Annotated in this window: 16 protein-coding genes; 11 read left to right on the plus strand and 5 right to left on the minus strand. The window is 40.3% G+C overall.

Going from position 1 to position 25,182, the window contains the following annotated elements:
• The first annotated feature begins 4 nt into the window (after nucleotides 1-4).
• On the plus strand, nucleotides 5-529 hold the full coding sequence (locus tag C1E24_RS17290) for a hypothetical protein (protein ID WP_171040930.1): 525 nt from the start codon (nucleotides 5-7) through the stop codon (nucleotides 527-529).
• 60 nt (nucleotides 530-589) lie between these two features.
• Here C1E24_RS17290 and C1E24_RS17295 read toward each other — a convergent pair whose 3' ends face one another.
• A complete protein-coding gene (locus C1E24_RS17295; protein WP_138483615.1) occupies nucleotides 590-1,906 on the minus strand; it encodes an NAD(P)/FAD-dependent oxidoreductase in 1,317 nt (438 codons plus the stop codon).
• A gap of 211 nt (nucleotides 1,907-2,117) precedes the next feature.
• A complete protein-coding gene (locus C1E24_RS17300) occupies nucleotides 2,118-5,531 on the minus strand; it encodes a methyl-accepting chemotaxis protein (protein WP_138483617.1) in 3,414 nt (1,137 codons plus the stop codon).
• Between the two features lie 581 nt (nucleotides 5,532-6,112).
• On the opposite strand from C1E24_RS17300, the gene C1E24_RS17305 reads away from it, so the two are divergent.
• Both C1E24_RS17305 and C1E24_RS17310 read left to right on the plus strand, forming a co-directional pair.
• On the plus strand, nucleotides 6,113-8,770 hold the full coding sequence (locus C1E24_RS17305; RefSeq protein ID WP_171040923.1) for a TonB-dependent receptor: 2,658 nt from the start codon (nucleotides 6,113-6,115) through the stop codon (nucleotides 8,768-8,770).
• 170 nt (nucleotides 8,771-8,940) lie between these two features.
• Nucleotides 8,941-9,627: a lipoate--protein ligase family protein gene (locus tag C1E24_RS17310; protein ID WP_138483621.1), complete on the plus strand. Its 687-nt coding sequence runs from the start codon at nucleotides 8,941-8,943 to the stop codon at nucleotides 9,625-9,627.
• 19 nt (nucleotides 9,628-9,646) lie between these two features.
• Here C1E24_RS17310 and C1E24_RS17315 read toward each other — a convergent pair whose 3' ends face one another.
• Nucleotides 9,647-11,455, minus strand: coding sequence for a sensor histidine kinase (locus C1E24_RS17315; RefSeq protein ID WP_138483623.1), 1,809 nt, complete (start codon nucleotides 11,453-11,455; stop codon nucleotides 9,647-9,649).
• A 310-nt stretch (nucleotides 11,456-11,765) separates the two neighbouring features.
• Here C1E24_RS17315 and C1E24_RS17320 point away from each other — a divergent pair, with 310 nt between their 5' ends.
• Together C1E24_RS17320 and C1E24_RS17325 are read left to right on the plus strand one after the other, a co-directional pair.
• On the plus strand, nucleotides 11,766-13,409 hold the full coding sequence (locus C1E24_RS17320; protein WP_138483625.1) for an SUMF1/EgtB/PvdO family nonheme iron enzyme: 1,644 nt from the start codon (nucleotides 11,766-11,768) through the stop codon (nucleotides 13,407-13,409).
• Nucleotides 13,410-13,561: 152 nt separating this feature from the next.
• Nucleotides 13,562-15,550, plus strand: a complete 1,989-nt coding sequence (locus C1E24_RS17325; RefSeq protein WP_138483627.1) for a winged helix-turn-helix domain-containing protein — start codon at nucleotides 13,562-13,564, stop codon at nucleotides 15,548-15,550.
• Between the two features lie 12 nt (nucleotides 15,551-15,562).
• Here C1E24_RS17325 and C1E24_RS17330 read toward each other — a convergent pair whose 3' ends face one another.
• Nucleotides 15,563-16,747 carry an ROK family transcriptional regulator gene (locus C1E24_RS17330; RefSeq protein ID WP_138483629.1) on the minus strand — a complete coding sequence of 395 codons (1,185 nt, stop codon included), beginning with the start codon at nucleotides 16,745-16,747 and terminating at the stop codon, nucleotides 15,563-15,565.
• Between the two features lie 177 nt (nucleotides 16,748-16,924).
• On the opposite strand from C1E24_RS17330, the gene C1E24_RS17335 reads away from it, so the two are divergent.
• From C1E24_RS17335 to C1E24_RS17355, 5 genes are all read left to right on the plus strand, one after another.
• Nucleotides 16,925-17,998 carry a substrate-binding domain-containing protein gene (locus C1E24_RS17335; protein ID WP_138483631.1) on the plus strand — a complete coding sequence of 358 codons (1,074 nt, stop codon included), beginning with the start codon at nucleotides 16,925-16,927 and terminating at the stop codon, nucleotides 17,996-17,998.
• A 9-nt stretch (nucleotides 17,999-18,007) separates the two neighbouring features.
• Nucleotides 18,008-19,000: an ABC transporter permease gene (locus tag C1E24_RS17340; RefSeq protein WP_138483633.1), complete on the plus strand. Its 993-nt coding sequence runs from the start codon at nucleotides 18,008-18,010 to the stop codon at nucleotides 18,998-19,000.
• Nucleotides 18,993-19,790 (plus strand): ATP-binding cassette domain-containing protein, encoded by a 798-nt coding sequence (locus C1E24_RS17345; protein WP_138483635.1) that lies wholly within the window; start codon nucleotides 18,993-18,995, stop codon nucleotides 19,788-19,790. The genes C1E24_RS17340 and C1E24_RS17345 overlap by 8 nt, the downstream gene beginning before the upstream one ends.
• A gap of 77 nt (nucleotides 19,791-19,867) precedes the next feature.
• Nucleotides 19,868-21,469 (plus strand): glycoside hydrolase family 3 protein, encoded by a 1,602-nt coding sequence (locus C1E24_RS17350; protein ID WP_138483636.1) that lies wholly within the window; start codon nucleotides 19,868-19,870, stop codon nucleotides 21,467-21,469.
• 210 nt (nucleotides 21,470-21,679) lie between these two features.
• Complete coding sequence (locus C1E24_RS17355) at nucleotides 21,680-24,259, plus strand: TonB-dependent receptor (protein WP_138483638.1); 2,580 nt, start codon at nucleotides 21,680-21,682, stop codon at nucleotides 24,257-24,259.
• Between the two features lie 317 nt (nucleotides 24,260-24,576).
• Here C1E24_RS17355 and C1E24_RS17360 read toward each other — a convergent pair whose 3' ends face one another.
• Nucleotides 24,577-24,780: a hypothetical protein gene (locus C1E24_RS17360; protein ID WP_138483640.1), complete on the minus strand. Its 204-nt coding sequence runs from the start codon at nucleotides 24,778-24,780 to the stop codon at nucleotides 24,577-24,579.
• A 195-nt stretch (nucleotides 24,781-24,975) separates the two neighbouring features.
• Between C1E24_RS17360 and C1E24_RS17365 the strand changes: the two genes are divergently transcribed.
• Nucleotides 24,976-25,143 carry a DUF6435 family protein gene (locus C1E24_RS17365; protein ID WP_138483643.1) on the plus strand — a complete coding sequence of 56 codons (168 nt, stop codon included), beginning with the start codon at nucleotides 24,976-24,978 and terminating at the stop codon, nucleotides 25,141-25,143.
• Nucleotides 25,144-25,182: the final 39 nt, after the last annotated feature.

Genomic DNA, 25,182 nt, shown 5'->3' on the forward strand with positions numbered 1-25,182 from the left:
ATTGATGAGACAATTTTTACTCATATTTGTATTAGTTCTATTAACTGGGTGTGCAGCCCAATACCCAAACCAAGATGTGACGGGAAAAGCTTTTCCTAGTGTCTCTGGTGGAAGCCTAGAAAAAGAGCGTATTAACTTACCTGATTTCGTTAAAGGTGAAGTTGCGCTATTTTTGGTTGGCTACAAGCAGGACAGTCAGTTCGACATTGACCGTTGGTTGATTGGCCTTGATATGAAAGGCGCTGATATTAAAGCGTATGAGTTACCAACCATTGCTGGCATGTTCCCGAGAATGTTTAGCACACAAATCGATGAGGGCATGCGTCGTGGAATTCCTAAAGAGCTATGGGGTGGGGTGATCACCATTTATGAAGACGGTGAAAAAATCCAAGCGTTTACAGGTAATGAAAATCCGAATAACGCCAGAGTGATGCTACTCGATAAAAACGGCAAAATTATCTACTTCTACGACAGAGGGTTTTCTGTCTCAGCATTGAATGATGTTTTAGCACTGGCCGAAGCACAATAAAAAGAAGTGAAAAATAGCAGCCTGAACTTTACTAAATGTTCAGGCTACTTAGAGATAAAATTAATGCAATTTCATCTTAGGGCGCACAATGCGCAGTAACTTTTCTGATAACCACAAAGCCGCGGTTTTAACTGGGCCGTGAATGGCATTTTGATGCATACGATAAAGCGATAAATACATCACTCGCGCCAGATTACCTTCGATAAACATGGTGTTGTTAGTCAGGTTGCCCATTAAGCTTCCTACTGCACTGAAGCGAGAAAGGTTCACCAGTGAACCGTGATCTTTATAAACAAAAGGTTTTGGCGCTTTGCCTGTGAATTTGGCTAAAATATTGTGCGCTACATTACTCGCCATCTGATGTGCAGCTTGCGCGCGAGGTGGCACGAAAGTGCCATCTTCTTGCTCGCAGGCACAAGCATCACCCAATACATGGATGTGTGAAGTGCCTTTTGCCTGTAAATATTCGTCTACTTTAATTTGATTGTTGCGAGTGAATTCAAAGCAATCGAGGTTTTTAATAAAGTTAGCCACTTTTACACCCGCCGCCCAAAGCATTAAATCGGCTTGGATCAAGGTATTGTCATCGGTGATAAAGCCCTCAGAAGTTGCTTTGCTCACTTTGGTGCCTTCTAAGATATTTACACCTAAATGACGCAACTCGTCTCGCGCAGAGTTACTTATTCTGCTGGGTAGGGCGGGCAGTATAGTTGGCCCAGCTTCAATTAAATGAATGGTGAGCTTGGTGCTGGTAAACGCATTCATACCGTAATGTTTAAGTAGTTGAGCGACATGAACAAGCTCGGCGCTAAGTTCAACACCGGTTGCTCCACCACCAACAATGGCGATTGATAGACGGTTTTGTTCTTCAGGTAATTGGCTTGCAGCTTGGTGTACACGCGTGAAGCAGTTAAGTAGCGCATGTTGAAAGCGTTCGGCTTGCTGGTGAGAGTCTAAGAAATAACAATGTTTACTGACACCAGGCGTATTAAAGTCATTACTGATACTGCCTATGGCAATGATTAACTCATCATAGTGAACGGTACGCTGTGGCAAGATCAATTCACCGTCTGAATCGTACTGTTCTTTAAGATATATCGCTTGTTTCTCAGCGTCTAAATTGATGAACTCACCAAGAATAAACTGAAATCCATGCCGAGCCGCATGGGCAGAATAAACGACACCATCTAAGCTAGTGTCGAGTGAGCCTGTCGCCACTTCATGTAAGAGCGGCTTCCAAATATGGGTACGGTTTTTATCGATTAAAGTAATATTTGCGCGACGAGACTTCCCAAGTTTGTTCCCTAATTTACTTGCCAGTTCTAGGCCGCCTGCGCCGCCGCCGATGATGACAATATTGGGATGCGTGTTAATCATAGTTGTGCCCTTTAAAAAGTTATAAAGAGCTGAGCACAATCCTTTGTAAATATCAGATTTACTTACATGATGTTCAGGTCGTTATAACCTTGCACAACTTGAGGTTATTGTACGCCTAACTGACTGCTAGCAATATGGAAAAAGTATTTCTAAATGTTTCAAATTAGGTATGAAAAAGGCTGCAAAAGCAGCCCTTTAATTTTGTAAATTATTAAGCCAAATTTGGCAAGTAACGCTCATCGGGTAAATAGGTTTGCTCTAAAGCCGTAGATGAAGCACTACCCTCAGTTAGGGAGAAAAACTCGACCGTTTGGTTCATCATTTGCGCTTGTTCAGCCATCGCTTCACCAGCTGCAGCTGCTTCCTCAACCAGTGCTGCATTTTGTTGGGTCATCTGATCCATCTGAGTGATCGCAGTATTAATCTGCATAATGCTTTCTGATTGATGCCTTGCTGATTGGGCAATCTCTGCCATCATGACGCGTACCTTGCTGGTGGCTTCAACGATTTCACTTAAGGTATCGCCGGAGCGGTTTACTAGGTCGGTGCCTTCTTCAACTTTAGATTGACTGTCTCTGATCAAATCTTTAATTTCTTTTGCTGCATTTGATGAGCGCTGGGCTAGGTTACGTACTTCACCGGCAACCACCGCAAATCCTCGACCTTGTTCACCCGCACGGGCTGCCTCTACAGCCGCATTCAAGGCAAGTAAGTTAGTTTGGAATGCAATATCATCAATCACACTGATGATCTCAGTGATCTGTTTGCTCGACTGATTGATTTCGCGCATTGCGCTTACAGCCAATTTCACGACCTCACCGCCATGACTGGCTTTGTCTTCAGCCGTCATTGAAAGCGCATTCGCATCTTCGGCTTTTTCAGAGCTTTGACGGACAATCTCGGTAACTTCATCCATACTAGCCGAGGTTTCTTCTAGGCTACTGGCTTGCTCTTCAGTACGTTGACTCAAATCTGCATTACCTTGAGCAATTTCATTTGCGCCCTGAGTAATACTGCCAGAGGCATGGGTGATGTTTTCAATGACTTCGGTTAGTTTATCGGCTGTGCTGTTGGTATCTTGTTTCAGTTGACCAAAAGAGCCTTCGTAATCGTTGGTGATACGTTTACTCAAATCGCCCTGAGCTAATGCGCTTAGCACTTTTGTGACGTCATCAAGTGCAATTTCGACGGTAGAGACTAGATCATTTAAACCTGTACTGAGTTTTTCAAAGAAGCCTGTCTTACCTTGTAAAGATAGTTTCTGGCTTAAGTCACCCTGTGCGGCAGATTGCACCAAGTTGTCTATTTCTTTTTCAATATTTACTTCTGCGGTTCTGTCGGTCCATTCTAGAACAGTGCCAATACGCTCGTTATTTACGAAAATGGGGTTAGAGGTCACAGAGAAGACGCGTTCCCCAATGTATTCAGTACTTTTGTGAGCATGAGACAAGTTATTAAACAAGACGCGTTGTTGTTCTGGTTCTAAATAGAATTGATCAACAGGGAAGCCAATGAGGTTGTTGGCATCGAACTGGCCTATATGGGCTTGAATATCGCCTTCAGCACTTTCCATGGTGCTTTTCAGCGCTTGGTTTGCATAGATGATATTTAAATTTTTGTCTGCAATCATGACATTGCCCGAGACACTATCAAGCGCATATCTGACTCTGGCATTTTCGGCTGCGATACGTGTCTTTTCACGCTCTTGAGCTAACCAATCTGTTCTGTCTTGCCACTCTAAGACCGTACCAACACGTTCACCCTCTACACTTACCGGGCTCACGATTACTGTGAAGGTTCTGCCAGAAATCACAAACTCGGTTTCAATGCTTGTTGTTTGAGTTTTGAATTCTTCTACTTTATTGCTGAAATGTTCAAAAAACGCATCAACTCGATTACCAATAATGGCTTCTTGATTAAAATGTGGAATGGCTTGTTTAATATCTTGGCTGGCAAATTTAAACATGTCATGAATGGCGTTATTCATGTAAATTACATTTAGGTCTTTGTCAGCAATCATAACCTGACCAGACGAACCGTCTAAAGCATACTTTACACGTGCGTTTTCAGAGGCAATACGTGCTTTTTCCTCAGCTGCGGCAAGCTCTTCGGTTCTATCTTGCCACTCGAATACCGTACCAACGCGTTGCGCTTCAACAATGACAGGGCTTGCAACTAATTTAAAAGTTCTTCCTGCAATTACAAATTGCTCTTCAAGGCTGGTGGTTAGATTTTCAATCTGTGCTAGGTGTTGCTCAAAGTAAGGCATTAAACCATTGATTTGCGCATTTAGAATATGATGAGCACTAAAATTAGGCAGCTCTGTCTGTAGCTGTGTTTCAACCCCTTCAAACATTTGCTGGATTGAACTATTTAGATAAATGACTTGGTGCTCAGTATTGGTGATCATGACATTAGAGTTGGCGTTATCTAATGCACTTTTAATACGAGCGTTGACCCTTGCCACGCGACGCTCTTGTTCTTCTTTTTCACGGATGAGTTTTAAGCTTTCTCGCATTTCTAACATAGATTTGAAGACGCCTTGCGGTGCTCGTTCATCATATTCTTGGTCTAAGTCACCTTTTGAAATGGCGGTTGCAATATTATCTAGTTCACTAGGATCTTTACCGAGTTGTTTCATCACCATTCGAAGTAAGAAAAATACAATAGCAGCACTAATTACAAGCGCTGTCATGAACATAATGAAAATTTGCGATACGGCTTGTTCATTAGCGGCTTTTAATTGAGGACCCAGAATATCTTGGTCTGATTTAACTGAATTACTTAAATCTCTGACTAAAGAAGCAAAACGCGGACCTATCACATCCAATACATTGGTTACTTTGTCATTTCTATCAACAATAAGGTTTTGAACTTGAGTGAAGGCATTTGTGTAATCAAGAAACATACTATTGATGTTGTTTAGCCTAGTTTGATTTTCTTTATTCAAACTAAAAGTGCTTATATTTATGAGTTGGTCTTCGAAGCTCGAGAATTCTTGATTGACTCGCTCAGACGCTGATAGTTGATTACTTTCTAAGTATTTCACAACATATAAGCGGCCAAGTAATAAGTTGCGCATCGCCTCACCAGCAACATAAGCCAGTTGCGTATCATTAGATTGTGCGGCGCTTTGCATAATTTGTGTGAGCTCACGCTCCATTCTTGGACCAATCACATCTAATTGATCTAACACCAACTCATTACGCTCAACCCGATACGCTTTGATAACTTCGAACGTTGCATTGTACTGCTCAATTTCTCGAATGAGTTTAGTGACCATTTGTGCCCGTTCGGGCTTATTAATTTCTTGTTTGGCGTCGAGAATGAGCTTATCAACTTGTTCAAAGTACTGGTTGTATTCGCGAAGGTCTTTCTCACTACCTGTGAGAAGAAAGTCTTTTACATTCATGCGTACCATCAACATATTCGATTGTAAGGTGCTCGCAAGGTTAGAGTCTCTTGCTAGCTCTCGATAGCTTTTGAATCCTTCATCTGCTGAAGTTAATGCTAAATATGCGGTCAATCCGATTGCCGCAAGAATGCACAAAATAAAAGTAAAGGCTGATATGAGTTTTGCTTTGAGTGTGCTGAAAATGCCAAAAGAGGGGGTTGCTGTGTCCATGCTTAGCTTCCTAAAAATGTACCAATAAAAGATGCAATACTAAGTGATAGCCTAGTATTTATACAAAATCAAAGTGTAAAACTTTCTTTATATAACCAAAATACATAGATTGTTCCGGTTTTGGAAATGATCTATTTCAATAATGTGGCGATTATATTTAATATTTCTTAAATTCACATTCTTTGGTTTTTTAAATTCCTCTCTATTAACTTTATATAAATCAAAAATATTTATTATTTTTTAAAATTGTAACTGTCCCTTTTATTGCAATATAAGCTTTCCTTAAAGAAGGTTTTAAGCCCTATATTTTGTGTTTTTTTTTAATTGTTTTTTTTTAAATTTTGTAACTTTATGATTATTAATGTTTTGTGTTTTTTTTGTTGTGGTTTGAGTGTGTGCATTTTCTGCAATAATAATAATTTAAATAAGTACTCGTATGTTTTTTTCGGTCTTGACTGTGCATATTTATATGCATATTTTTATGCTTGTTAACAGGTTTGTATCGATTCTGTTAATCCTTCTCTTCCTCAGGGGTGGGTGTATGCGTTTTATAAAAACTATAAGTTAAGATGGATGAAATAATGCAAAACAATAAAGTAGCTAAAGCAGTAAAATATGCGATTGCTTGCTCAGTGATCTCTACAGGACTGTCTACCGGTGTTGCTATCGCAAATGAAGATGGTGCAAATGAAGTTGAGCGAATAGCAGTTACGGGTTCGCGGATCAAAAGACATGATTTAGAAAATGCTTCACCTATTACGACAGTAGATGCTGAGCAAATAGAAATGGCTGGCGTTGACAATATTGCTGATTTAATTAATCAGTTGCCTGCTATAACGGGTATTACAAATACCACGAGAGCAGGTAGTCCAACATCAAGTATTAACCTTAGGGGATTACCAGATACATCAACCTTAGTATTAATTAATGGGCATAGGGCAGCAAATAATGCGTCAAGCGGTGATTCTGTCGACCTTAATGTCATTCCACCAGCAGCCATTGAGCGAATTGAGATTCTTAAAGATGGCGCATCATCAATCTATGGTTCTGATGCCATTGCAGGTGTAGTGAACATCATACTTAAGAAAAACTATGAAGGGTTAATGGTTGACTATACATATACAAAACCTTCTGAAGAGGGGGGTGAAAGAGGGAGCTTTAATTTATTAACAGGTATTTCTGGTGATAAAGGTTCAATAGTTTTTGGTGCGAACTTCTACGAGCAACAGGCAATTTTCTCTCGTAATCGTAATAGAACAAGTATTACACCAATTCCATCTTCAGCAATTCCTTCTGGTCGTGCAACAATCTCAGGTTTCAAAGGTCTGGATGATGGCACGATAGTTAAAACAGGTGTTGCTGATGACGCTGCTACAATAACTAGAGCAAATAGCGCTACAGATTTTTCTGGTTATTCAACTAACTGGGAATCATATAACTATCAACAAGTTACTTCAGAAATCCCTGATAACCAAAGATTTTCAATGTTTGCAAATGGACATTATGAGATCTCAGATACACTTTTATTTAATGCAGAGTTTCTTCACTCTGACACTCAAATTTTTGAGACTTGGGCATATGCACCAATATTTGCTGCTTTTGAGGTAGGTGACTTAACTTGGAGTAAAGATAATAAGTACAATATCTTTGATCAAGATATAAAAGATTGGCGCCGCAGGATGACAGATTCTGGAGCGCCTAGGTTTTTTGACCATAATACTCAATTTGATCGATTAGTCTTAAAGCTTGACGGTGAGTTTAATGACAATTGGAGTTGGTCAGGTAAAGTATTAGGCTCACAGAGTCGATATAGTCAAACATATGTGAACGTGGTTAATAAAGAGCACTTAAAGTTAGGTGTTGGTCCAGAAAATATTTGTGCTCAAATTGAAGGGTGTGTTCAGATAAACCCTTTAGCTGAAGCTGGTCAGATGCCTGATGAGCAATGGAATTACATGTTAACTGATGTTCAAATGAAAGGCCGTTCTCGTACTCATACATTTGCATTCGATGTAACAGGTGATTTATTTGAGCTGGATGCAGGTGCAGTTGCAGTGGCTGTTGGTGTGGAATATAGAAAAGAAAGCTTTTCTAAAGATCCTGATGGTTTAATTTCAGATTTCCAAACAATAGGTGGCGCAAACTTACAAGCTACAGCAGGTGATAGAACATCAAAAGAGATTTATGCTGAAGCATTTGTACCTGTCGTTGATAAGTTAAACATGACTTTTGCACTTCGTTACTCTGATTTCAATGATTTTGGAACAGATGTAAATCCTAAAGTTGGTATTGAATTCGATCCCAGTGAGTCTTTGAAATTAAGAGCAACATATTCAACGGGTTTCAGAGCCCCTTCACTTCAAGAGTTATATCAAGGTGCATCTGAGTCTTTCGACTTTTTGTCTGACCCATGTGCGGCAGAGGACGCTGGTAATACTGCTAGTACAGCAGGTTGTAGTGTGCAATCTGACCCTGCTTTATTCCAATTCCTTACTATTACCACGGGTAACTCGGTACAGTTAAGTGCTGAAGAATCAGAAAGCTTTACTGCAGGTGTAGTTTGGAGTCCAGAGTCGCTTGAAGGTTTAAACCTTCGTTTAGACTACTTTAATATTACTCAAGAAAATGCAATAGACAATCCTAAGCAGTACTTTATAGACAAAAATGCTGAAGGTGACCCTTTATTGGGGAATCGAGTGGTCAGAGATGCTAATGGTAACATTTCTCAGGTAGACGTTACTTACGTTAACTTGGCTGAGCGAGAAGTTGTAGGTGTTGATCTTGGTGCAGATTATGGTTTTGAGTCTGGTTATGGTTTTTGGAAAATAGGAACAGAGCTATCTTGGTATGACAAATTCAATGACCAAGCGCACCCTGAAGCTGAAGTTGTTAACCGTTCAGGCACTTATGATAACTCTTCAAATGCAGGCTTGATCCCAGAATATAAAATGTCTTACTTCGTAAACTGGAGTTTTGAAGATTGGAGCCTTGAATTAAGAGGTCAATGGTTAGATGAAGTTAAAGATAAAGGTAATGACGATGAAATTGTAGATTCTTATTCTAGATTAGACCTTAATTCTGTATATCAATATAGTGACAACCTTTCTTTCTCATTTGGTATTGACAATTTAACTGATGAAGAGCCACCAGTAGTTGGAAGTGAGCCATCAGGTATTGAGGGAGCAACTTATGACCTTACAGGAAGAGCATATAGTTTTAAATTAAAATACGAGTTTTAATCCTTGTATTTATTTTGAAATTATAAAACGGGCTTCCCTGGCCCACTTTATTTTAGCGCCCAATTTGGGCGCTTTTTTGTGTTAACAAACTTGTCTTTACTCAGCCTTATTTTGTTATATATTGCTGATGCAACAATTAATATATGAACAAAACTCAAGGTTACTAGCCTATGAAACCTAAACTTTTATTGTATCCAAATATTCAGGTTGAAAATGTATTTGCAAAAGAAACGGAAGTCTTAGGTCAATTGCAAAGAGGGGAGTTAAATGAAGCTTTGATTTTGTGGCAACCAGATAAGCCAACATTGGTTTTGCCGTCAGGTAACAAATGGCAAAGCTCAGAGGGGCTGCATCTACAGCTTATGCAAATGGGGTGGCAGCTGCTTAGTCGAAAAACAGGTGGCGCACCGGTACCACAAGTACCTGGCGTGATTAATGTTTCTCATATGTATGTGTGGGATGAGCAAACACCTTATTCGATACCAAGAGCCTATCAAGATTTTTGTGACAAGCTATCTCGGTTTTTTGCGTTATATGCTGTAAAAGTAGATGTTCATGCCACTGAGTTTTCTTACTGTGATGGAGACTACAATCTTAATATCGCAGGCAAAAAAGTGGTGGGAACAGCGCAACGAGTGGTACTTAAAAATGGTGGTGGTAAGGTGGTACTTGCTCAGGCTTGTATCTTAATCAATACGGACATTAGCGCTATCATTAACCCCGTAAATGCCTGTTACGAATACCATCAACAAGCTGAGCGTGTGCGTTCAGAGGTCCATACCTGTTTAGTTCAGCATACTGAACAACAAGACTCTGTTGAAGGTTATTTTCAAAGTTTAATAAAAGCCTTTTCATAACTTTATAATTTTAGGTAACTCACTCAAAGTGTTGACGAAATGGGATGTCATTGAAGTGCATATAAATACATATGCCCTTGCCTTCAATGCTCTGTAATTCAATATGACCACCGAGGCGCTGGGTGACTAAGTTATACACTATGCTTAGGCCTAGGCCAGTTCCGCCTTCACCTCGTTTTGTCGTTACGAAGGGTTCAAACACCTTTTCAAGTAGCTCTTCTTTTATACCCGCACCGTCATCGCTAAACCTGAAGTGGATAGCTCCGCTGACAAATTTGCACGAAATTTCAATGTTGAGTTTTTTATGTGCAACTTGACCATGGCGTAGGCTGTTTACGATAAAAATAGTGAATATTTGCCCAAAAGCCCCAAGGTAGCTTTTTATAATCATTCCTTTTGGAATATCGAGAGAGATACATGCATCATGTTTATCAATTTCATGTCTTAGGCTGATGACAAGGTTATCTAAAAATTCGTGTATATCAAACTCGACGAGCTCATCATATTCTTGATGTGACGCAACCTGCTTAAAGCTGCTTATGAGTTCTGCAGAGCGAGTTAAGTTACTTTCTATTAAATTAAGTGAGTCATCAAATTCTTGAAGCAAAACTTGTAGATTAGCTTTAGATATCTTGCCTTGTTTGAAGTCATCTTTAAGCTTGCCTACCTTCTCCCTAAGGAAAGATTCACTGGTTATTGCCACGCCTAAGGGAGTGTTTAACTCGTGTGCAAAGCCTTTTACAAGGCCGCCTAAACTGGCCATTTTAGCATCTTCGATAAGCCTATTTTGGGCTAGTGAGAGCCTTTCTATAAGTATTTCTATATGGCTTAATAATATGCCTAGATCATCACTAAACTGAGATAGCTCGTCATTACCGCCAAGTTCTAATCGCTCACTAAAATCATCACTTTCAGATAGCTTTCTGACAAATGTGGTAACAGCAATCAATGAAAAAGTCATTCTGCGGTTAATCACGAATGAAACGGAAAGGCTGATAATGGTGGTTGCTAAAATAAGTAAAAAAATCTTTCTAAGGTAATCTTGCGACGTTGCAGCTTGTTGCTCATTGAGGTGCTGGTATAGCGTATCAAAACGCTCTCCTAGCTCTATTGATAGTGCGTTATTTTTACCTTTTAACCCTTGTGAAGCATGCTGCCCCTGGGTTTCTAAATGATAAATATATTGATTAAATCCTTGAATATATTCATTGAGCCTTAAATTTAAATCAGCGCCTTTTTCGGGGTAACGGGTATTAATTAACTGCTGTGTCTGTGCAATAAGCTTATTGTGTTGCTTGAGATATTTAGGATCCCAACGAAGTAGATAGTCTTTTTCTCTGCGTCTCAGTTCTAAAATTAGAATTTCAAACTCGGGATCTTCTAACTTTTCAGTAATGGTCTGTAGCTCATGGACGGCATGACGAAAAAAACCTCTTAATCCTCTATCTTCATTGAACCCTAAACGCCTTTGAAGTTTGATTTGTTCAAGTAAGTTTTTTTCAAACTCACCAACCCCTACCTGAATTTGGTTAAGTAGTAGTAGGGCAATGCTGTTATCTTCAATGTGCTGTTTGAGTGACATTGTGGCTAATGCATAATCGTTTTTATGTTTTTTTAAGTCGCTTTCAATGTCTTTCGAGCGATACAGGCTAAATGCGGGTTGTAGGTAAAGAAAACGGGTGAATGCATTTTTATATTGGAGAAGGTGTTGATCTATTTGTTTATTAAGCTGTGATTGTTGGTATAAAAAAAGCCCACCAACAAGGGTCACAATTAGGCTGATAATAATACTGGTTTGGGAAATGATAAATCCGGTCTTTAACTTCATAGCACCCTTAAAGATATTTCCACAGCATATAGTGACAGTTAAACATGCTTTAAGTGTAGAACATGGCAGGAAATGTGTGAAAAACTCAACCGTGTACGACGTACTTTTATTATTCGAATAAGATTTCGGAGCGAGTTTATGAAAAGCCTATATTAGTTTTATGGCATCGTAGAAGCTATAAAAAATCTAAAGTTATTGTATTTAAAGGTTAAATAAAGAGAGAAAAATTTTTTAGAAAAATAATAAGACTAAAAACTGTGTACTCACTATTGTTTGCTCAACAACAAAACAGGTGTAAACGGAGCACATAATGGTTAAAAAGATCCTTTCAATAGTCATTGCTTTGAGTTGTACTCAAGCATTCGCAAAATCACAATCAGTATCATATTTCGAACCGCCTACAGCCAGTATTCCTGCTGGTAGCTTTATGGCAAAAGACCATGACGGGGAAGGTCGATATAAGGTGTCAATGCAGCCATTTCAAATGGCAAAGTATGAGCTCACGGTGGCAGAGTTTAGAAAATTCATTGAAGATACAGGTTATAAAGCACCAACAAATTGTATGCACGAAATTGGCCCGGGATGGTTTGGTGCGGGTGAGCGAGATGGCTCGTGGGATAACAATTTTTTTAATCTTTCTGAATACCATCCTGTGGTATGTATTGGGACAAAGGGTGCTGAAGAGTATGCTAAATGGCTTTCAGATAAAACGGGTAAGCAGTATCGACTTATGTCAGAAGCGCAGTGGTTATATGTGATGCGAACTGGGGGGTATGACGAGTATGTTACTGAAAAAGGTAAAAAGCGTCATCAAGTATGTGAAATAGCCAACTTAGCTGACCAACACGCAAATGCGATGACAGGCAAAGTGTATCAAGCCCCATATTCATCTGCTTATACCATTGAGGATTGTAATGACAAAGAGATACTTTCTTCTACCGTAGGCTTATATAAAGCGGATAAATATGGTGTGCATGACCTGCTTGGTAACATTCAAGAGGTGGTTGCTGATTGTTATGTTGATGGTAAACAACGATTCCCTCAAGGGGGAGGACCTGTTACTCAAGCTAATTGTACTTCACGTATTGCTAAAGGCAGTAGTTGGCACTGGGAGGTACCAGATCTAGACCGAAGAGGAGAAATGGCTGATGATTTTATCGCGGCTATAGAAGGTTTTCGTTTGGTACTTGATACAAAAGGTAAAACCCTCCCTGCACAGGCTGGTAGTGACCAATTTGTGACCGGGTTAGCGAAAGCACAAAAGCAAGCCAAAATAATGCATGCGCAAATAGCGGATTACCCAAGTAAAGTATCTAAGCTTTCTTTGAAAGACAAAGGCCGAGAAGTGGCTCTATCCTGGCAACATCAACAAGATATTACTGGTACAACTTATAAAGTGACTCGCTTAGATTTAGTCTCAAATGAAGAACAAGTGATTGCAAAAGGCGTCTCAGGACTAAAATATGTCGATACTAAGCCAAGCAAGAATAAAGCTCGTTATAAAGTGACGCCTCAGATTGGAGAGCGAGAGGGACTCGCTTCAAATACAGCGGATTCAAATGCCGTTTATACCCATGCCTTACCAGCTCGTATTCAAGCGGAAGCATTCAGTCAAGGTACTGAAGTGAACGTTCGAAACTCTTCTCAAGAGCCAAAACACGATTTGGTATTTGCGAATATGCGTAATACCAGCGCTGATTACCAAGTAAAGGTAACCAAAGCGGGTAAGTACACACTAGAACCAAGAGTATTTCACAGTGGCGACAAACAGACATTTTCAGTGTTATTAAATGGCAAGTTGTTGAAAGACATCACCACAACAGGTGAAAACGGTTGGCAAACGGCCAGTGCAGTGCCTGTGACTTTACCTAAAGGCACGCACACACTCACAATTCAACCTGTAGGAGAGCGAACACGTCTTTCAATTAATTGGTTAGATGTAAAAAAACTTTAGTCTTCCACAGTTTTATAAGCGATTGAAAACACCTTAGATTGAATTCGGCCCTGATTGTCGTACACTGAGCGGGGCCGTGTTTTCGACACTGAAAAAATAAAAATACCACCTCAGTTAAGCGGGTTGGTATAAAAGCAAAGGTTGTGCGCTGTATGATCCAGTTTCTAGATTTTGAGTTTGATGAGAGTCAGTCTGTCTTATATAAAGCTGGAGAAGTTATTCCACTAAACAGTACTCAATCTAATCTACTGGCGTTGTTTATTTCCAACCCTCAAAAAATATTCAGTAAAGAAGATATCCTCACGGCAATCTGGCATTCAAAGGTGGTATCTGAGCAAGTCGTTTTTCAGAATATCAGCCAATTGCGCTCAATTTTAGGCGAAGATGCAATCAAAACCTTTCCAAAAAAAGGGTATCAATGGCACCTAGAATTAATTTTAATTGAAGCCCCTCTAGAGAAGCTGAAAAGGCCTAATCATTCTCAAATAGCAAATACCAGCCTTAAAGTAGAGAAAAGCTCAGAAGAGCAAAAGTTAGCCTCTCAAAATATTGTCGAGTCAACTAATCTAAAGAAAACATTCGATAAGCGTATTGCTATGGCATGTTTGATGGTTATTATTTTGATTTCAGGTGCAGCTTACTATCATGCAGAACATGGCATCTTTAGCAACAAACTAGGCCTGCAAGTAAAAGAACTCAACACTAAAAGTGATAATCAAGCTGTGCACAGTGAGTTGCAGTTTATTCCTTTCACAGCTGATAGCCCGAGGCACTTTAAAGACGAGTTAGCTGCTTTACATACCCAACTTGATTTTGCGCTTGAGAACAAAGCGCTAGATACCAGAGATTTCATAAACTCACCATTTATGCAGTATCAAAAATTAAGCGTTAATAACGCACTGGTATTTACGGGGATCTTAAAAAATAATGGCGACTCAGCTACGCGTAAGCAGGCACCTTATTTACTTGAGTTACTAGTACAAGGTCCAGAGCGAAGTTGGACAAGTTACTTGTATGGTAGCTCGATGACCGATCTTGCAGAGCAAACTGAGGCGTTGATAAATGAGTTGGCGAACAGTGATTATTTTGTTTTAAAAAGTGAGTCATTACTTTCTGCTGAGCTCACTTTAATGAAAGAGAATATGAATGCGTCTTTACATGTTTTGCCTTTATTAACTTACCAGCTTATTCAGGCAGATAAGTTTGACTCGGCCAGTGGCTATGTTGAATTACTATTGGCTGAAAGTGAGCTAAAACATCCGCTTTATTATGCCTATGGAAAATGGTTAAAAGGGCAACTTTATCAAGGTAAACGAGACGCAATTGGTGCTCAAACCTTCTATGAACAAGCTGAGTTGCTTTTGTCTGATGCGCATATTTATGATTTGCAGGCAGAAGTGAATAAATCGATGGCTGAACTTGCGCACTCAATTGCGCATACTAAAGAAGATTATGATGCTATACACCGTTATTTATACAAGGCTGCAAGCTTAGCTAGGTTAGGAAAAAAGCCTGTCGCCGAAATACGCGCTTATACTTTACTCTCTATTAAAGCCAGTAAATTTGGTATGAAAAAAGAACGTATGGATTACCTTATTCAAGCGAAAACCTTACTGGCTGAATACCAGTTAGATGGCTCTCATTATATGCTGCCTATGTATCACTTTGCCTTGTTTGCCCAAACCGAGGAAGAGCGCATTAAGTTTTACCATGAGGTGTTAGATAAGCCAGTGACACCTGAAAACTATTGGGTGTTTTTCTCTTCTGCAGATCAGTTATCAAAGTTATATTTAAAATTAGACAAACCTGAAGCAGCGCTTGAAGTGGTAGAAAAAATAACAGACCCTGCGCGTTCTGCGTTATTACATGCACAATATTATCGGGCACTGGATGATATCGATAATGCCATCACTTATGCTAAACGTTCATTCAATATTGGTCGTGGCCAGCATTTGAATTGGTTGAGCTTAAACAGTGCCTTATTACTGCTAGAGCTAAAGCAAAGCCAAGGCGAGAGTCATGAGTTAGCCGAATATCGAGAGTTTATCGCCAATCACGCTTCATATTGGTGGTTAAATTGGCGAAAAGAGCGATTAGCAGTAGTCGGTATTGATGCTGAAGCACAAATGGCAGGCCTTTAATTTTTACCTCAGTTAACCATAAATAAGTGACTGTAGATCTGAGGGGATAAGGTTGTCTGGGGTATATAGGGTTTGCATATTTTCAAAGCTAAGAGCTGCATGAAGAGGCAAAGTAGCCAGCCCTTTCATGGCAATTTGGCTCACATCAGGTGTTTTGATTAAGCGGATCACATTACGTTCACCGTATTGAGCAATACTCGGAATATAAGGGCGTAATTGTGTTAGCAACTTATCTAACAACCAGTCATTGATATCACCGCCTAAAATAATGGTTTGTGTGTTTAACAAAGACTCAAGAGTATGTATTGCAATACGAAGTGGCTCTTCGGCTTTATCTACCCAATTAAGTACAACTTTATTCTCTTCATTTAATTCAGATAACAGCATATCTTGGGTTAACTTTGTGTCTTTGAGCTGTGCTTTTAAAGATTGCAAAGAGACAAAGTCATTGAGTCGGCCTAATTCGCCAGTCTTGTCATCGGTTTCAGGTGTGACAAAAATGTCGCCAATGGCGCCAGTTAGGCCGTTTTGGCCGAGTAGAATTTTCCGGTCGTATACAACTGCAGCCTCTACACGGTTACCCAAATGGACATATATGAAGTTGTGTAGATCTTTGGCTTCACCAAATAACATTTGATAAGATGCTGCAGCCGCTGCAGATGTTTCAATCGCAATAGGTAGTGCTAACTGTTGCGCTAAATCTTGCTGAATTTTTTGCGCTGTCAGGTGGCTTTCTAACGCCAAGTGAGCGCTATCTTGCATCGAAAAACCAACACCAAGCACTTGAGATTTATCGATATTATCAATATTAAGTAAGGTATTTACGAGATAAGCTGTTTTTTCAAGTAATTCGCTGTGACTGCATTGAGTATGAAGGCTATTTATACACTCACCGTTAAGTTTAAATAAAGCAACATGTAGCTCTGTATTAGTTACTCTGACGGCAACAGAGTAAGCTGCTGTTTCATTTAAGCAGAGCATTTTTGAAGGCTTCCCTGCGCCTTCTGATTTTTTGATGCCAACTTCAGTCACTAAATTTTGCGCTAAAAGCGCTTCTACCATATTGGTAATGGTTTGTTTGGTGAGGTGGGTATTTCTGGCGATTTCAACCCTTGAAATGGGGCCGAGCGCAACGATTTGGGCGAGTACTAGTCGTAAGTTTAACGCTTTGTTTTGTTTGGCATTCGATCCTATCAATGTGCTTACACCCAGTTTGTTTTTTGAGCCAGAAGGTGGCTGGTCATTATTATTACTGATTCGTCATTGTATGCTAAGCAAGGGCAGAATCGTACAAAAAGAATTAGTCAAAATGTTTGACATAAAGGTTTTGTTGCATAAATATAAACCTATCGACGGATCATTTAGACTAAAAAAATGCAAATAACATGGAACTCAATACGGTTTTTTGCCTTGTTTACCGCGCTGCTGTTTGCCTTGTGCTTTGAAGCACTTGCGACGCAAGTGCAGAACATCGACTGGGCCAAAGCGGCAAAAGCTTCAGATATTTCACTGAGTGAAACACAAAAAAAACAGCTAAAAGATAAAAAGCTTACAGCAGCCTTAGTATGGCATGGTGCAAGTCCTTGGATAACAGCTGTTACTCGAGGCGCACAAGATGCTTTTGCGCAATTGGGCGTTGAAGTAGTTGCAGTAACCGATGCGCAATTTGATCCAGCGAAGCAAGTTGCTGACCTTGAAAATATTTCTGCGCTTAACCCCGATATTATTTTATCACTGAGTGTAGATGGGATAAGCACTAAGCAGAGCTACCAAAAAGCCATAAGCCAAGGGGCAAAACTGGTTTTATTGAGCAATCCCATTCCTGGATTTCAACATGGTAAAGATTTTTTTGGCATAGTCACTGACGATATGTTTGGTATGGGTAAGGCCGCGGCTGAGCTAGTAAATAGATCTGTTGAAGGGCAAGGGAAGGTGGGGATTATTTATCACGATGCGAATTATTTTATTACCAATAACCGCGACAATGCCTTTAAAATCAAACTACAAGAGTTTGAAAATTTAACAGTGGTGAGTCAACGAGGTTTCATTAAAGAAAGTGAGACCAGTAATATCGCAGCCGCGATGATACTTCAAAACCCTGAACTCGATGCTATTTATGTCTCTTGGGATGCCGCAGCAGAAGGGGTAGTAGAAGCCCTTAGGTCTTTTGGCAATAAAAAGGTCAAAGTGATCACCCATGACTTGGGCGTAAATAACTTACTTGATATGGCAATGAGTCGTAACATGTTTGGTACGATTTCGGATAGACCCTATACCATAGGCTCGAGTATGGCTTATATAGCAGGGCTTGCGGTGTTAGATGAGCCAACGCCACTCTTTACCTTGGTACCCTACGATACAGTTACCAAAAAAAATATATCCACCATCTGGCAGCATGCTTTTAAAGTGCCAGTTCCCAAATTATTAGACCTTGCACTACAACAATAAGGAATAACCATGAGTGTTAGTCAAGTAAATAACCCCGACTTCAAGGCACGAGCCTCAGAGTTTATTAGCAAAAAAGCGCTCAAGCGTGAGTATTTTATTTATTACATTTTCATCGCTGTGTTACTGCTATTTGCAGTGGCGTTGCATGACACAGCGTTTTTTAGCTTTGCCAATTTTATGAATATTATTCGTCAAACGGCGCCTTTAACGGTGATGGCGGTGGGATTAACGTTTGCTTTGGCAGTTGGACATATTGATTTATCAATTGGCTCGGTTGTTGCCCTATCTGCCTTAGTGGGGGCAGTGTTATTACAGCATGTGGGTACTCCTTTAGCCGTATTGGGGGCACTAAGTGTTGGCTTGGTTGTTGGGGTTGTAAATGGCTTGCTGATTGAACGGTTACAAGTTTCTTCTTTATTAATTACCCTTGGCACTATGGGGGTGATCACAGGTCTTGCTCGCCAATTTACTAACCTTGAATCAGTCCCTATCATAAATTCGAACTTTACCGGCTTTTTTGGCGCAGGTGAGATTTTTGGCGTGCCTTCATTATTGATTTGGACTTTGATAATAGCGGGCATCGGTTATGTTGTGTTGACGAAATTGGCATTTGGGCGGCATTTGTTGGCTGTGGGGGGAAGCCCAAAGGCAGCATTGGCAATGGGTATTCAGGTTACCAGAGTGCGTATTTATGCTTTGGTTATTTCTTCGATGGCAGCAGCGTTAGCTGGACTGCTTTATGCTGGGCGATTACATGGTGCCAGATATACTTTAGGTGAAGCAGACCTACTTACTGTAATAGCTGCTGTGGCGATCGGTGGCACCAGCTTATTCGGTGGCCGTGCCTGTATCATAGGGGCGGTACTGGGTTCTTGGCTGATGGGACTCATTAATAATGGGCTAATTTTATCGGGTTTTTCAACCAATGAGCAAATGATTGCCAGGGGAGTAATTTTAATTGCAGCGGTCGCAATTGGTGTAAAGGAGATGAAAAATGGTTAGAACAGCACTCGATCAAGTTGCATTAGAGTTGAGTAATCTAGGCAAAAGCTTTGGGCCTGTAGAAGCTTTAAAAAACGTCAGCTTTAAGATTAATAAAGGGGAAGTCGTCGGGCTGTTAGGTGATAACGGTGCCGGTAAGTCAACCTTGGTTCGCTGCATTTCTGGAATACATGCCCCTGACAAAGGTGAAGTAAAAGTAAATGGTACCGCAGTACAGATAAACACGCCGTTAGACGCTCGCAAGGTAGGCATTGAAACCGTATTTCAAGATCTGGCCATGATCCCTGAATTTGATATTGTTGATAACTTATTTTTGAATCGAGAAATCAAACATAAAAACCCTTTGTTAGCCAAGCTGGGCTGGCTTGATAAAAAAGCCATGCAAAAACGGGCAAAAAAAGCCATTAATCGTCTTAATAGCCGAATTCCTAGCTTCGATACACAAATACAATCTTTATCTGGGGGACAGCGTCAAGCGGTTGCCATTGCCAGAGCCGTTAACTGGGGGGCTGATATTGTGATTATGGATGAACCGACCGCAGCGCTTGGTGTTGAGCAAAGCGCACAAGTTAATGAGTTAATCAATGTCATTAGTTCGCAGGGCGTCGCGGTTTTATTAATAAGCCACAACATGCAGCATGTGGTCGAAACCTGTGATCGCGCAGTGGTGTTATACCAAGGCGAGTCAGTTGCAGATGTCGCTGTCGATGAAGTCTCAAAAGAAGATTTAGTCGCCTTGATCACTGGCGCTAAATCGCAAGCACAAATAGCGGAAATTCACGCCGCATAATTTTATTCATTTTAAAAGCACGGTTGATGAGCAATTATCAGCCGAAGGCTTTTTGCGAGCAAAATTTAAGGAATAGCATGAATATCGAGCAAAAAGTAAAGCAACTATTAGGCACTATGTGTTTAGAGGAGAAAGTAGGGCAATTGTTCATTTTGGCATTTGCTGGGAAAGATCTCGACTATGCCAAAGACTTAGTGAAGACAAAGCACGTTGGTGGTTTTTACATCACAGATGATAATGCTTCTAGTCTAACCGAAGCCACACAGCTATCTGAAATATTACAGCATCAAGCTGCACTGAGAGGATGTGATGCACCATTAATATTAGCCGTTGATCAAGAGGGCGCTTGGGGGATTTTAACTCAGTATACCGATGTCGGGCCGGGTAATTTGGCATTGGGTAAAGCCGACGATGTGGTGTTAACGGAGAAAATGTATCAAACCTTTGCGCAGCAAATGGGAAGTATTGGCTATAACACGCTTCTATCACCTTGTGCTGACATCAATGCAGATCCAAATAACCCAATCATTGGGCTGCGCTCTTTTGGTGAGCAAACAGATAAAGTAGCAAAGCATGTTGCTGCAGCTGTGCGCGGTGCTAAGAAAGCAGGTAATTTAAGTTGTGCTAAGCACTTTCCTGGGCATGGTGATACCCATACTGATTCGCATCAAAGCTTACCTATTGTTAATAAATCTCTGGCAGAGCTACGTGCCCAAGACCTTGTGCCATTTCAACGGGCCATAGAGGCAGGTGTTGATTTGGTAATGACCAGTCATATTCAATATCCTCAAGTTGATGCGCAATATCCTGCAACGTTGTCAAAAGTCATTTTAACGGATCTACTGGTTGAAGAAATGGGGTTTAAAGGGCTTATTATTACTGACAGCATGAATATGTGGGCGATGCGTAAAAATTATCAGCCCGAGCAAGCAGCCGTGTTAGCTTTGCAAGCAGGTGCGCATTTGGTAATGCTCAGTGAAGAGCATTATGAAAACAGCACCACCGATTACAAAGCGTTACAAGCGCAAACCATTCAAGGTGTAGTAAATGCCGTTAAACAAGGCGAATTGAGAGAAGCACTTATCGATACACGTTTGGCTCATGTCTTAACTTATAAATATCAGCAGCTACAAAATCAGCCTCTTCAGCCACAACTATCAAGCAGTGAGATAAAGAGTGTAGTGACTAGCGCATGTGAAAAAAGCTTAACTGTGTTGCGAAATAACCAAGGACTATGGCCATTAAAAGACTGTGAATACTCGTTATTCTTCGCCACACATCCAAGGTGCTATGACGACATTGTGAACTGTCGAGGTATTGGACCCAATGATCCCAATTCCGTAAAAGAAGTCTTAATAGCGCAACTTAAACAGCGAAAATCAACGCTGAATATTTTAGATTGGCATGACTTTTCTGAACTACTTAATAGTGACTCTGTGCCTGATATCGTTTTACCTCTGGTGATTGTGACCGAAGACTACCCATTACCGGGCACGCGTTTTGACGTGCAAAATCAGCAAGATTTAGTGCAAAAAGCGCTATCAAAATGGCAAGAACAGGTTGTGGTTGTTGCTATGCGTTCTGATTATGAACTTACCCAATATACTGATTTATCTACTTATATTTGTGCTTACTCAAGTAGAGCCTGTGCTGCGACGGCACTGGCTAATAAGTTATAGGGGAGTCTGTCATTAATAAAAAATAGCAATAATGAATGCTTGACATTTAGTCAAAATGATTTATTAAATATTTAGTCTAATAATTTTACTAAATAAACTGAGTTATCGACGCAGTATCAGATAAACAGCATGACACACTCAATGTTGATGAAAGCTTGGTGAACTGAACTTAATTGAGTTTGGGTGTGCAAACATAATAAGGATAACAAAATGAAATTAACCAACCAAAAACAGCCTAAGACGACATTGGCAAGCTATCTTGCTGTGTGTATAGGCGCTGCTTTATCTGGTCTTTCAGTTTCAGCGGTTGCAGAAGAAACGGCAGCCAAATCTGACGTTGAAGTAATAGAGGTCAGAGGTATTCGTCGTAGTTTAACTGAGGCTTTAAATACCAAACGTTTTGCAAATTCAGTTGTCGACTCTATCTCAGCTGAAGACATAGGCAAATTCCCCGATAAAAACATCGGAGATGCCATGCAGCGAATTCCTGGGGTGACTGTTGTAAGAACCTTTGGTGAAGTGAATGGTGTGACAGTTCGCGGTACTGCGCCAGAGCACAGTATGGTGTTGCTTAATGGTCAAAATGTGGCCTCTGTTGGCTGGTTTGACTTAGGCGGAATGAATCGTAGCTTTAACTTTGAGATGCTTGCGGCAGAGCAGATTTCTGGCATGGATGTGTATAAATCGGTTGAAGCGCAGATCAATGAAGGTGCGATGGGGGGCACAGTTAACCTTAAAACACGTAAGCCATTAGACATGGATGCCAATACTTTTTATGCTTCAGCGGAAGCCGCCTATCACACCAGTGCAAAAGAAACATCACCAGCTTATTCTGCACTATATAGTTGGAAAGATGATGCAGAAAAAATAGGTGTATTGTTTGCCTATTCGAACGAAGAGTCAAAAGTATATCGAGAAACTTTATCTAACTTTGGTCCTGGGCCAACGGGGGATTTTGTCGATACTGATGATACAGCAAGAAAGTCTTATGGTGCGATGTCATCAATTTTATTTGATGAAAGCCGAGAGCGTGCCTCAACACAGTTGTCACTTCAATATGTTGTCTCTGATAATCTGAGTGTTGACCTCGATTACAACTTATTTGAGCTAAAAAATAATCATGTTAACTCAGCAATGTTTGCGGTGGTTGGATTTGGTCAAATGCAGGCTGATTCGGTCACTGAGAATTCGCTAGGTTATGTGACTGCGGCAACCTCTTTGGCCTCAGGTCCGGGGTATGCACCGTTATTTAATAACGCGGTATTACGTAAGCCCGATATGCAGACTGATGCGCTCAATCTCAAAGCCGAATATGTGGCTGAATCTTGGAAGGCGGATTTTGTAATTGGCCGTTCAAACGCAGAAGGTAGAACAGGTCAAACGAGTACTTGGTGGGGGGATATTACCGACACGGCGAACTCCAGCTTTAAATTTGATGTTGCTGGACCATTAGAGCTTCAGCCAACTAACCCTAGTTATCTTAGTAAACATAGTAATTTGGCCTTGTTCCATGAGTTCACCTATATCAACTACTTACGCGATAACTCAATTGATTATGCGCAGGCCGATTTTAACTTCCAGTTAGAGTCAGACATTGTTACCTCAATTGATGCGGGTGTTAAATTCCAATCACAAGCATTTTCTTCTCAAGGTAATTATCAAGATTTAGATGTGGCTGCTGCACAGGCTGAAGGGTTAACCCTTGACAATTTTAATGGTGGTTTTGTTTCTGGCTTACATAGTGCACAAGGGCGTGCGGGCAGCTTATCAAGTTTTCCCGTTGCTAATACCAGCATTTGGGCTTATGCAGAACAAAATAAGCCGAGCGCTGTAACAGTAAAAGATTACTTCTTAATTGAAGAAGATATTTCAGCGGCGTATGTAAAAGCGAATTTTTCTGGTGAGGGTTTTAGAGGTAATTTAGGCTTACGTATCGTTGAAACGGATATCTTATCGAAAGGCTCGATTAATGATATTGCTGGTGAAGTGAAGAAAAGTTACACCAACTACTTGCCAAGTTTAAACCTTGCTATGGATATTTCTGATGATGTGATCTTTCGATTTGCAGCAGGTTCAACAGTCTCTCGTCCTGATTATGATGACATGAAACTTGCAGATATCATTTCTGAAAGCTTTAAAACAGCCAATGTAGGTAGTCCAGATTTAGACCCGTATAAATCAGACCAATATGATATGGGAGTTGAATGGTACTTTAACCCAGCGTCGTTGCTTGGTGCGACTTTCTTTGTTAAGAATATCAGTGATTACATCGAGCAAACTACGGTAGCAGAAAATTATGCTGGTTGTGGTGAAGCTTGTTTAGTAACGCGTTCGCGAAATGTTGGAACGGCAGATGTAAAAGGGATTGAGCTTCAATATCAATATGATTTTGAAAACGGGTTTGGTGTGCAGTTTAATTATACTTATACAGATACTTCTCGCACGAACTCTCTAGGAGAAGAAGTACCAATTGAAGAGGTGTCGCGTAACTCACTTAACTTATCTGGTTTCTATGAAAGTGACTTGTTCAGTGTGCGTTTGGCTTATAACTATCGCGATGACTGGATAAGACAAAATAATGATAGTGGCTTAGGGAGTATAAATGATGCTTATGACCAGTTAGATGCATCTGTTGTTTATCATGTTACTGATAACGTCGACGTATCTTTTGAAGCGGTAAACTTACTCAATGAAGCCTTAGTACTTCGCCACCCAGGTTTTGGTAATGTAGTTCACAGCGTTGATGAGTTTGGTACACGTTATTACTTAGGTGCAAGTGTCAGATTTTAATCCGTTACTTATATAGTTCGTAGCTAAAAAACAGGAATGAGTGTTGCCTCCTACTCAGGTTTCAGTCATGTAACACCTTGTAATTGATACAAAGGCAAGATGCCCACTTGCCTTTTTTTGAACGAAAAAATATTGCTTACGATAGCTAAAGTGGTTAACTTTTCTTTCATGAAGTTCAATAAAAAATGGGTGAACCACCTTAATGATCCACCCATTGACTCGCTAATAAAAGCTTCCTTGTCTGCACTCTCAAGGGAAAGTCAACAGGAAGGGAGATGAGAAACCCAACTGTAAATACGTCTACACTCAAAAATGGTTCAATCTAAGTTGTCTAAATCATCAAACAAGTAATCCAAGCCATGTTGGGATTCAATTTGTGCCAGTTCATGGGCGCTATCTAGATCTCGTTGCTTCTTTCTTAACCGGCTGAGAATTTCATCTTTGTCATGGTTGCCTAGCTGTTTTAAGGCTGAGATATCAAATTCATCATCATGCATCGCAATCACCTCTATGAGTAACATCACTTTTCAATGAAGCATACTTAGCCAAAAGGAGTGGTATAAAATGACCTGGTTAAAATTTTAGGCCTTTCAGTAATTATTGAACGTTGTTTGTTCGAGTTTGGTTCAGTTTTAAGCAAGCACTATATACAGAGAATTAAAGTTGATCTGATCATGCTTAGAAACGTATTTATGCTTTTATCTAGGAGGGTGACAATGTTTGGTTTATTTAAAAGAAATCCGAAAAAGAAAATGCGTAAAGAGTATGACGCGCTTTTAGAGAAGGCAATGCATGCCCAGCGTAATGGTGACATCAGAACTTACTCTATGTTGACCGCCGAGGCTGAAAGCTTATGGGCTGAAATAGAAAAGCTACCAGATTAAAAAAGCCTGCAGGGCAGGCTTTAGGGGAAATAAAGTTAT

This window comes from Pseudoalteromonas phenolica (assembly GCF_005876835.1).
GTDB classification, from domain to species: Bacteria; Pseudomonadota; Gammaproteobacteria; order Enterobacterales; family Alteromonadaceae; genus Pseudoalteromonas; species Pseudoalteromonas phenolica_B.

Coding starts and splice junctions, on each gene's coding strand:
- C1E24_RS17290 (WP_171040930.1), top strand. CDS start 5: ATGAGACAATTTTTACTCATATTTGTATTAGTTCTATTAACTGGGTGT.
- C1E24_RS17295 (WP_138483615.1), bottom strand. CDS start 1,906: ATGATTAACACGCATCCCAATATTGTCATCATCGGCGGCGGCGCAGGC.
- C1E24_RS17300 (WP_138483617.1), bottom strand. CDS start 5,531: ATGGACACAGCAACCCCCTCTTTTGGCATTTTCAGCACACTCAAAGCA.
- C1E24_RS17305 (WP_171040923.1), top strand. CDS start 6,113: ATGCAAAACAATAAAGTAGCTAAAGCAGTAAAATATGCGATTGCTTGC.
- C1E24_RS17310 (WP_138483621.1), top strand. CDS start 8,941: ATGAAACCTAAACTTTTATTGTATCCAAATATTCAGGTTGAAAATGTA.
- C1E24_RS17315 (WP_138483623.1), bottom strand. CDS start 11,455: ATGAAGTTAAAGACCGGATTTATCATTTCCCAAACCAGTATTATTATC.
- C1E24_RS17320 (WP_138483625.1), top strand. CDS start 11,766: ATGGTTAAAAAGATCCTTTCAATAGTCATTGCTTTGAGTTGTACTCAA.
- C1E24_RS17325 (WP_138483627.1), top strand. CDS start 13,562: ATGATCCAGTTTCTAGATTTTGAGTTTGATGAGAGTCAGTCTGTCTTA.
- C1E24_RS17335 (WP_138483631.1), top strand. CDS start 16,925: ATGCAAATAACATGGAACTCAATACGGTTTTTTGCCTTGTTTACCGCG.
- C1E24_RS17340 (WP_138483633.1), top strand. CDS start 18,008: ATGAGTGTTAGTCAAGTAAATAACCCCGACTTCAAGGCACGAGCCTCA.
- C1E24_RS17345 (WP_138483635.1), top strand. CDS start 18,993: ATGGTTAGAACAGCACTCGATCAAGTTGCATTAGAGTTGAGTAATCTA.
- C1E24_RS17350 (WP_138483636.1), top strand. CDS start 19,868: ATGAATATCGAGCAAAAAGTAAAGCAACTATTAGGCACTATGTGTTTA.
- C1E24_RS17355 (WP_138483638.1), top strand. CDS start 21,680: ATGAAATTAACCAACCAAAAACAGCCTAAGACGACATTGGCAAGCTAT.
- C1E24_RS17360 (WP_138483640.1), bottom strand. CDS start 24,780: ATGTTACTCATAGAGGTGATTGCGATGCATGATGATGAATTTGATATC.
- C1E24_RS17365 (WP_138483643.1), top strand. CDS start 24,976: ATGTTTGGTTTATTTAAAAGAAATCCGAAAAAGAAAATGCGTAAAGAG.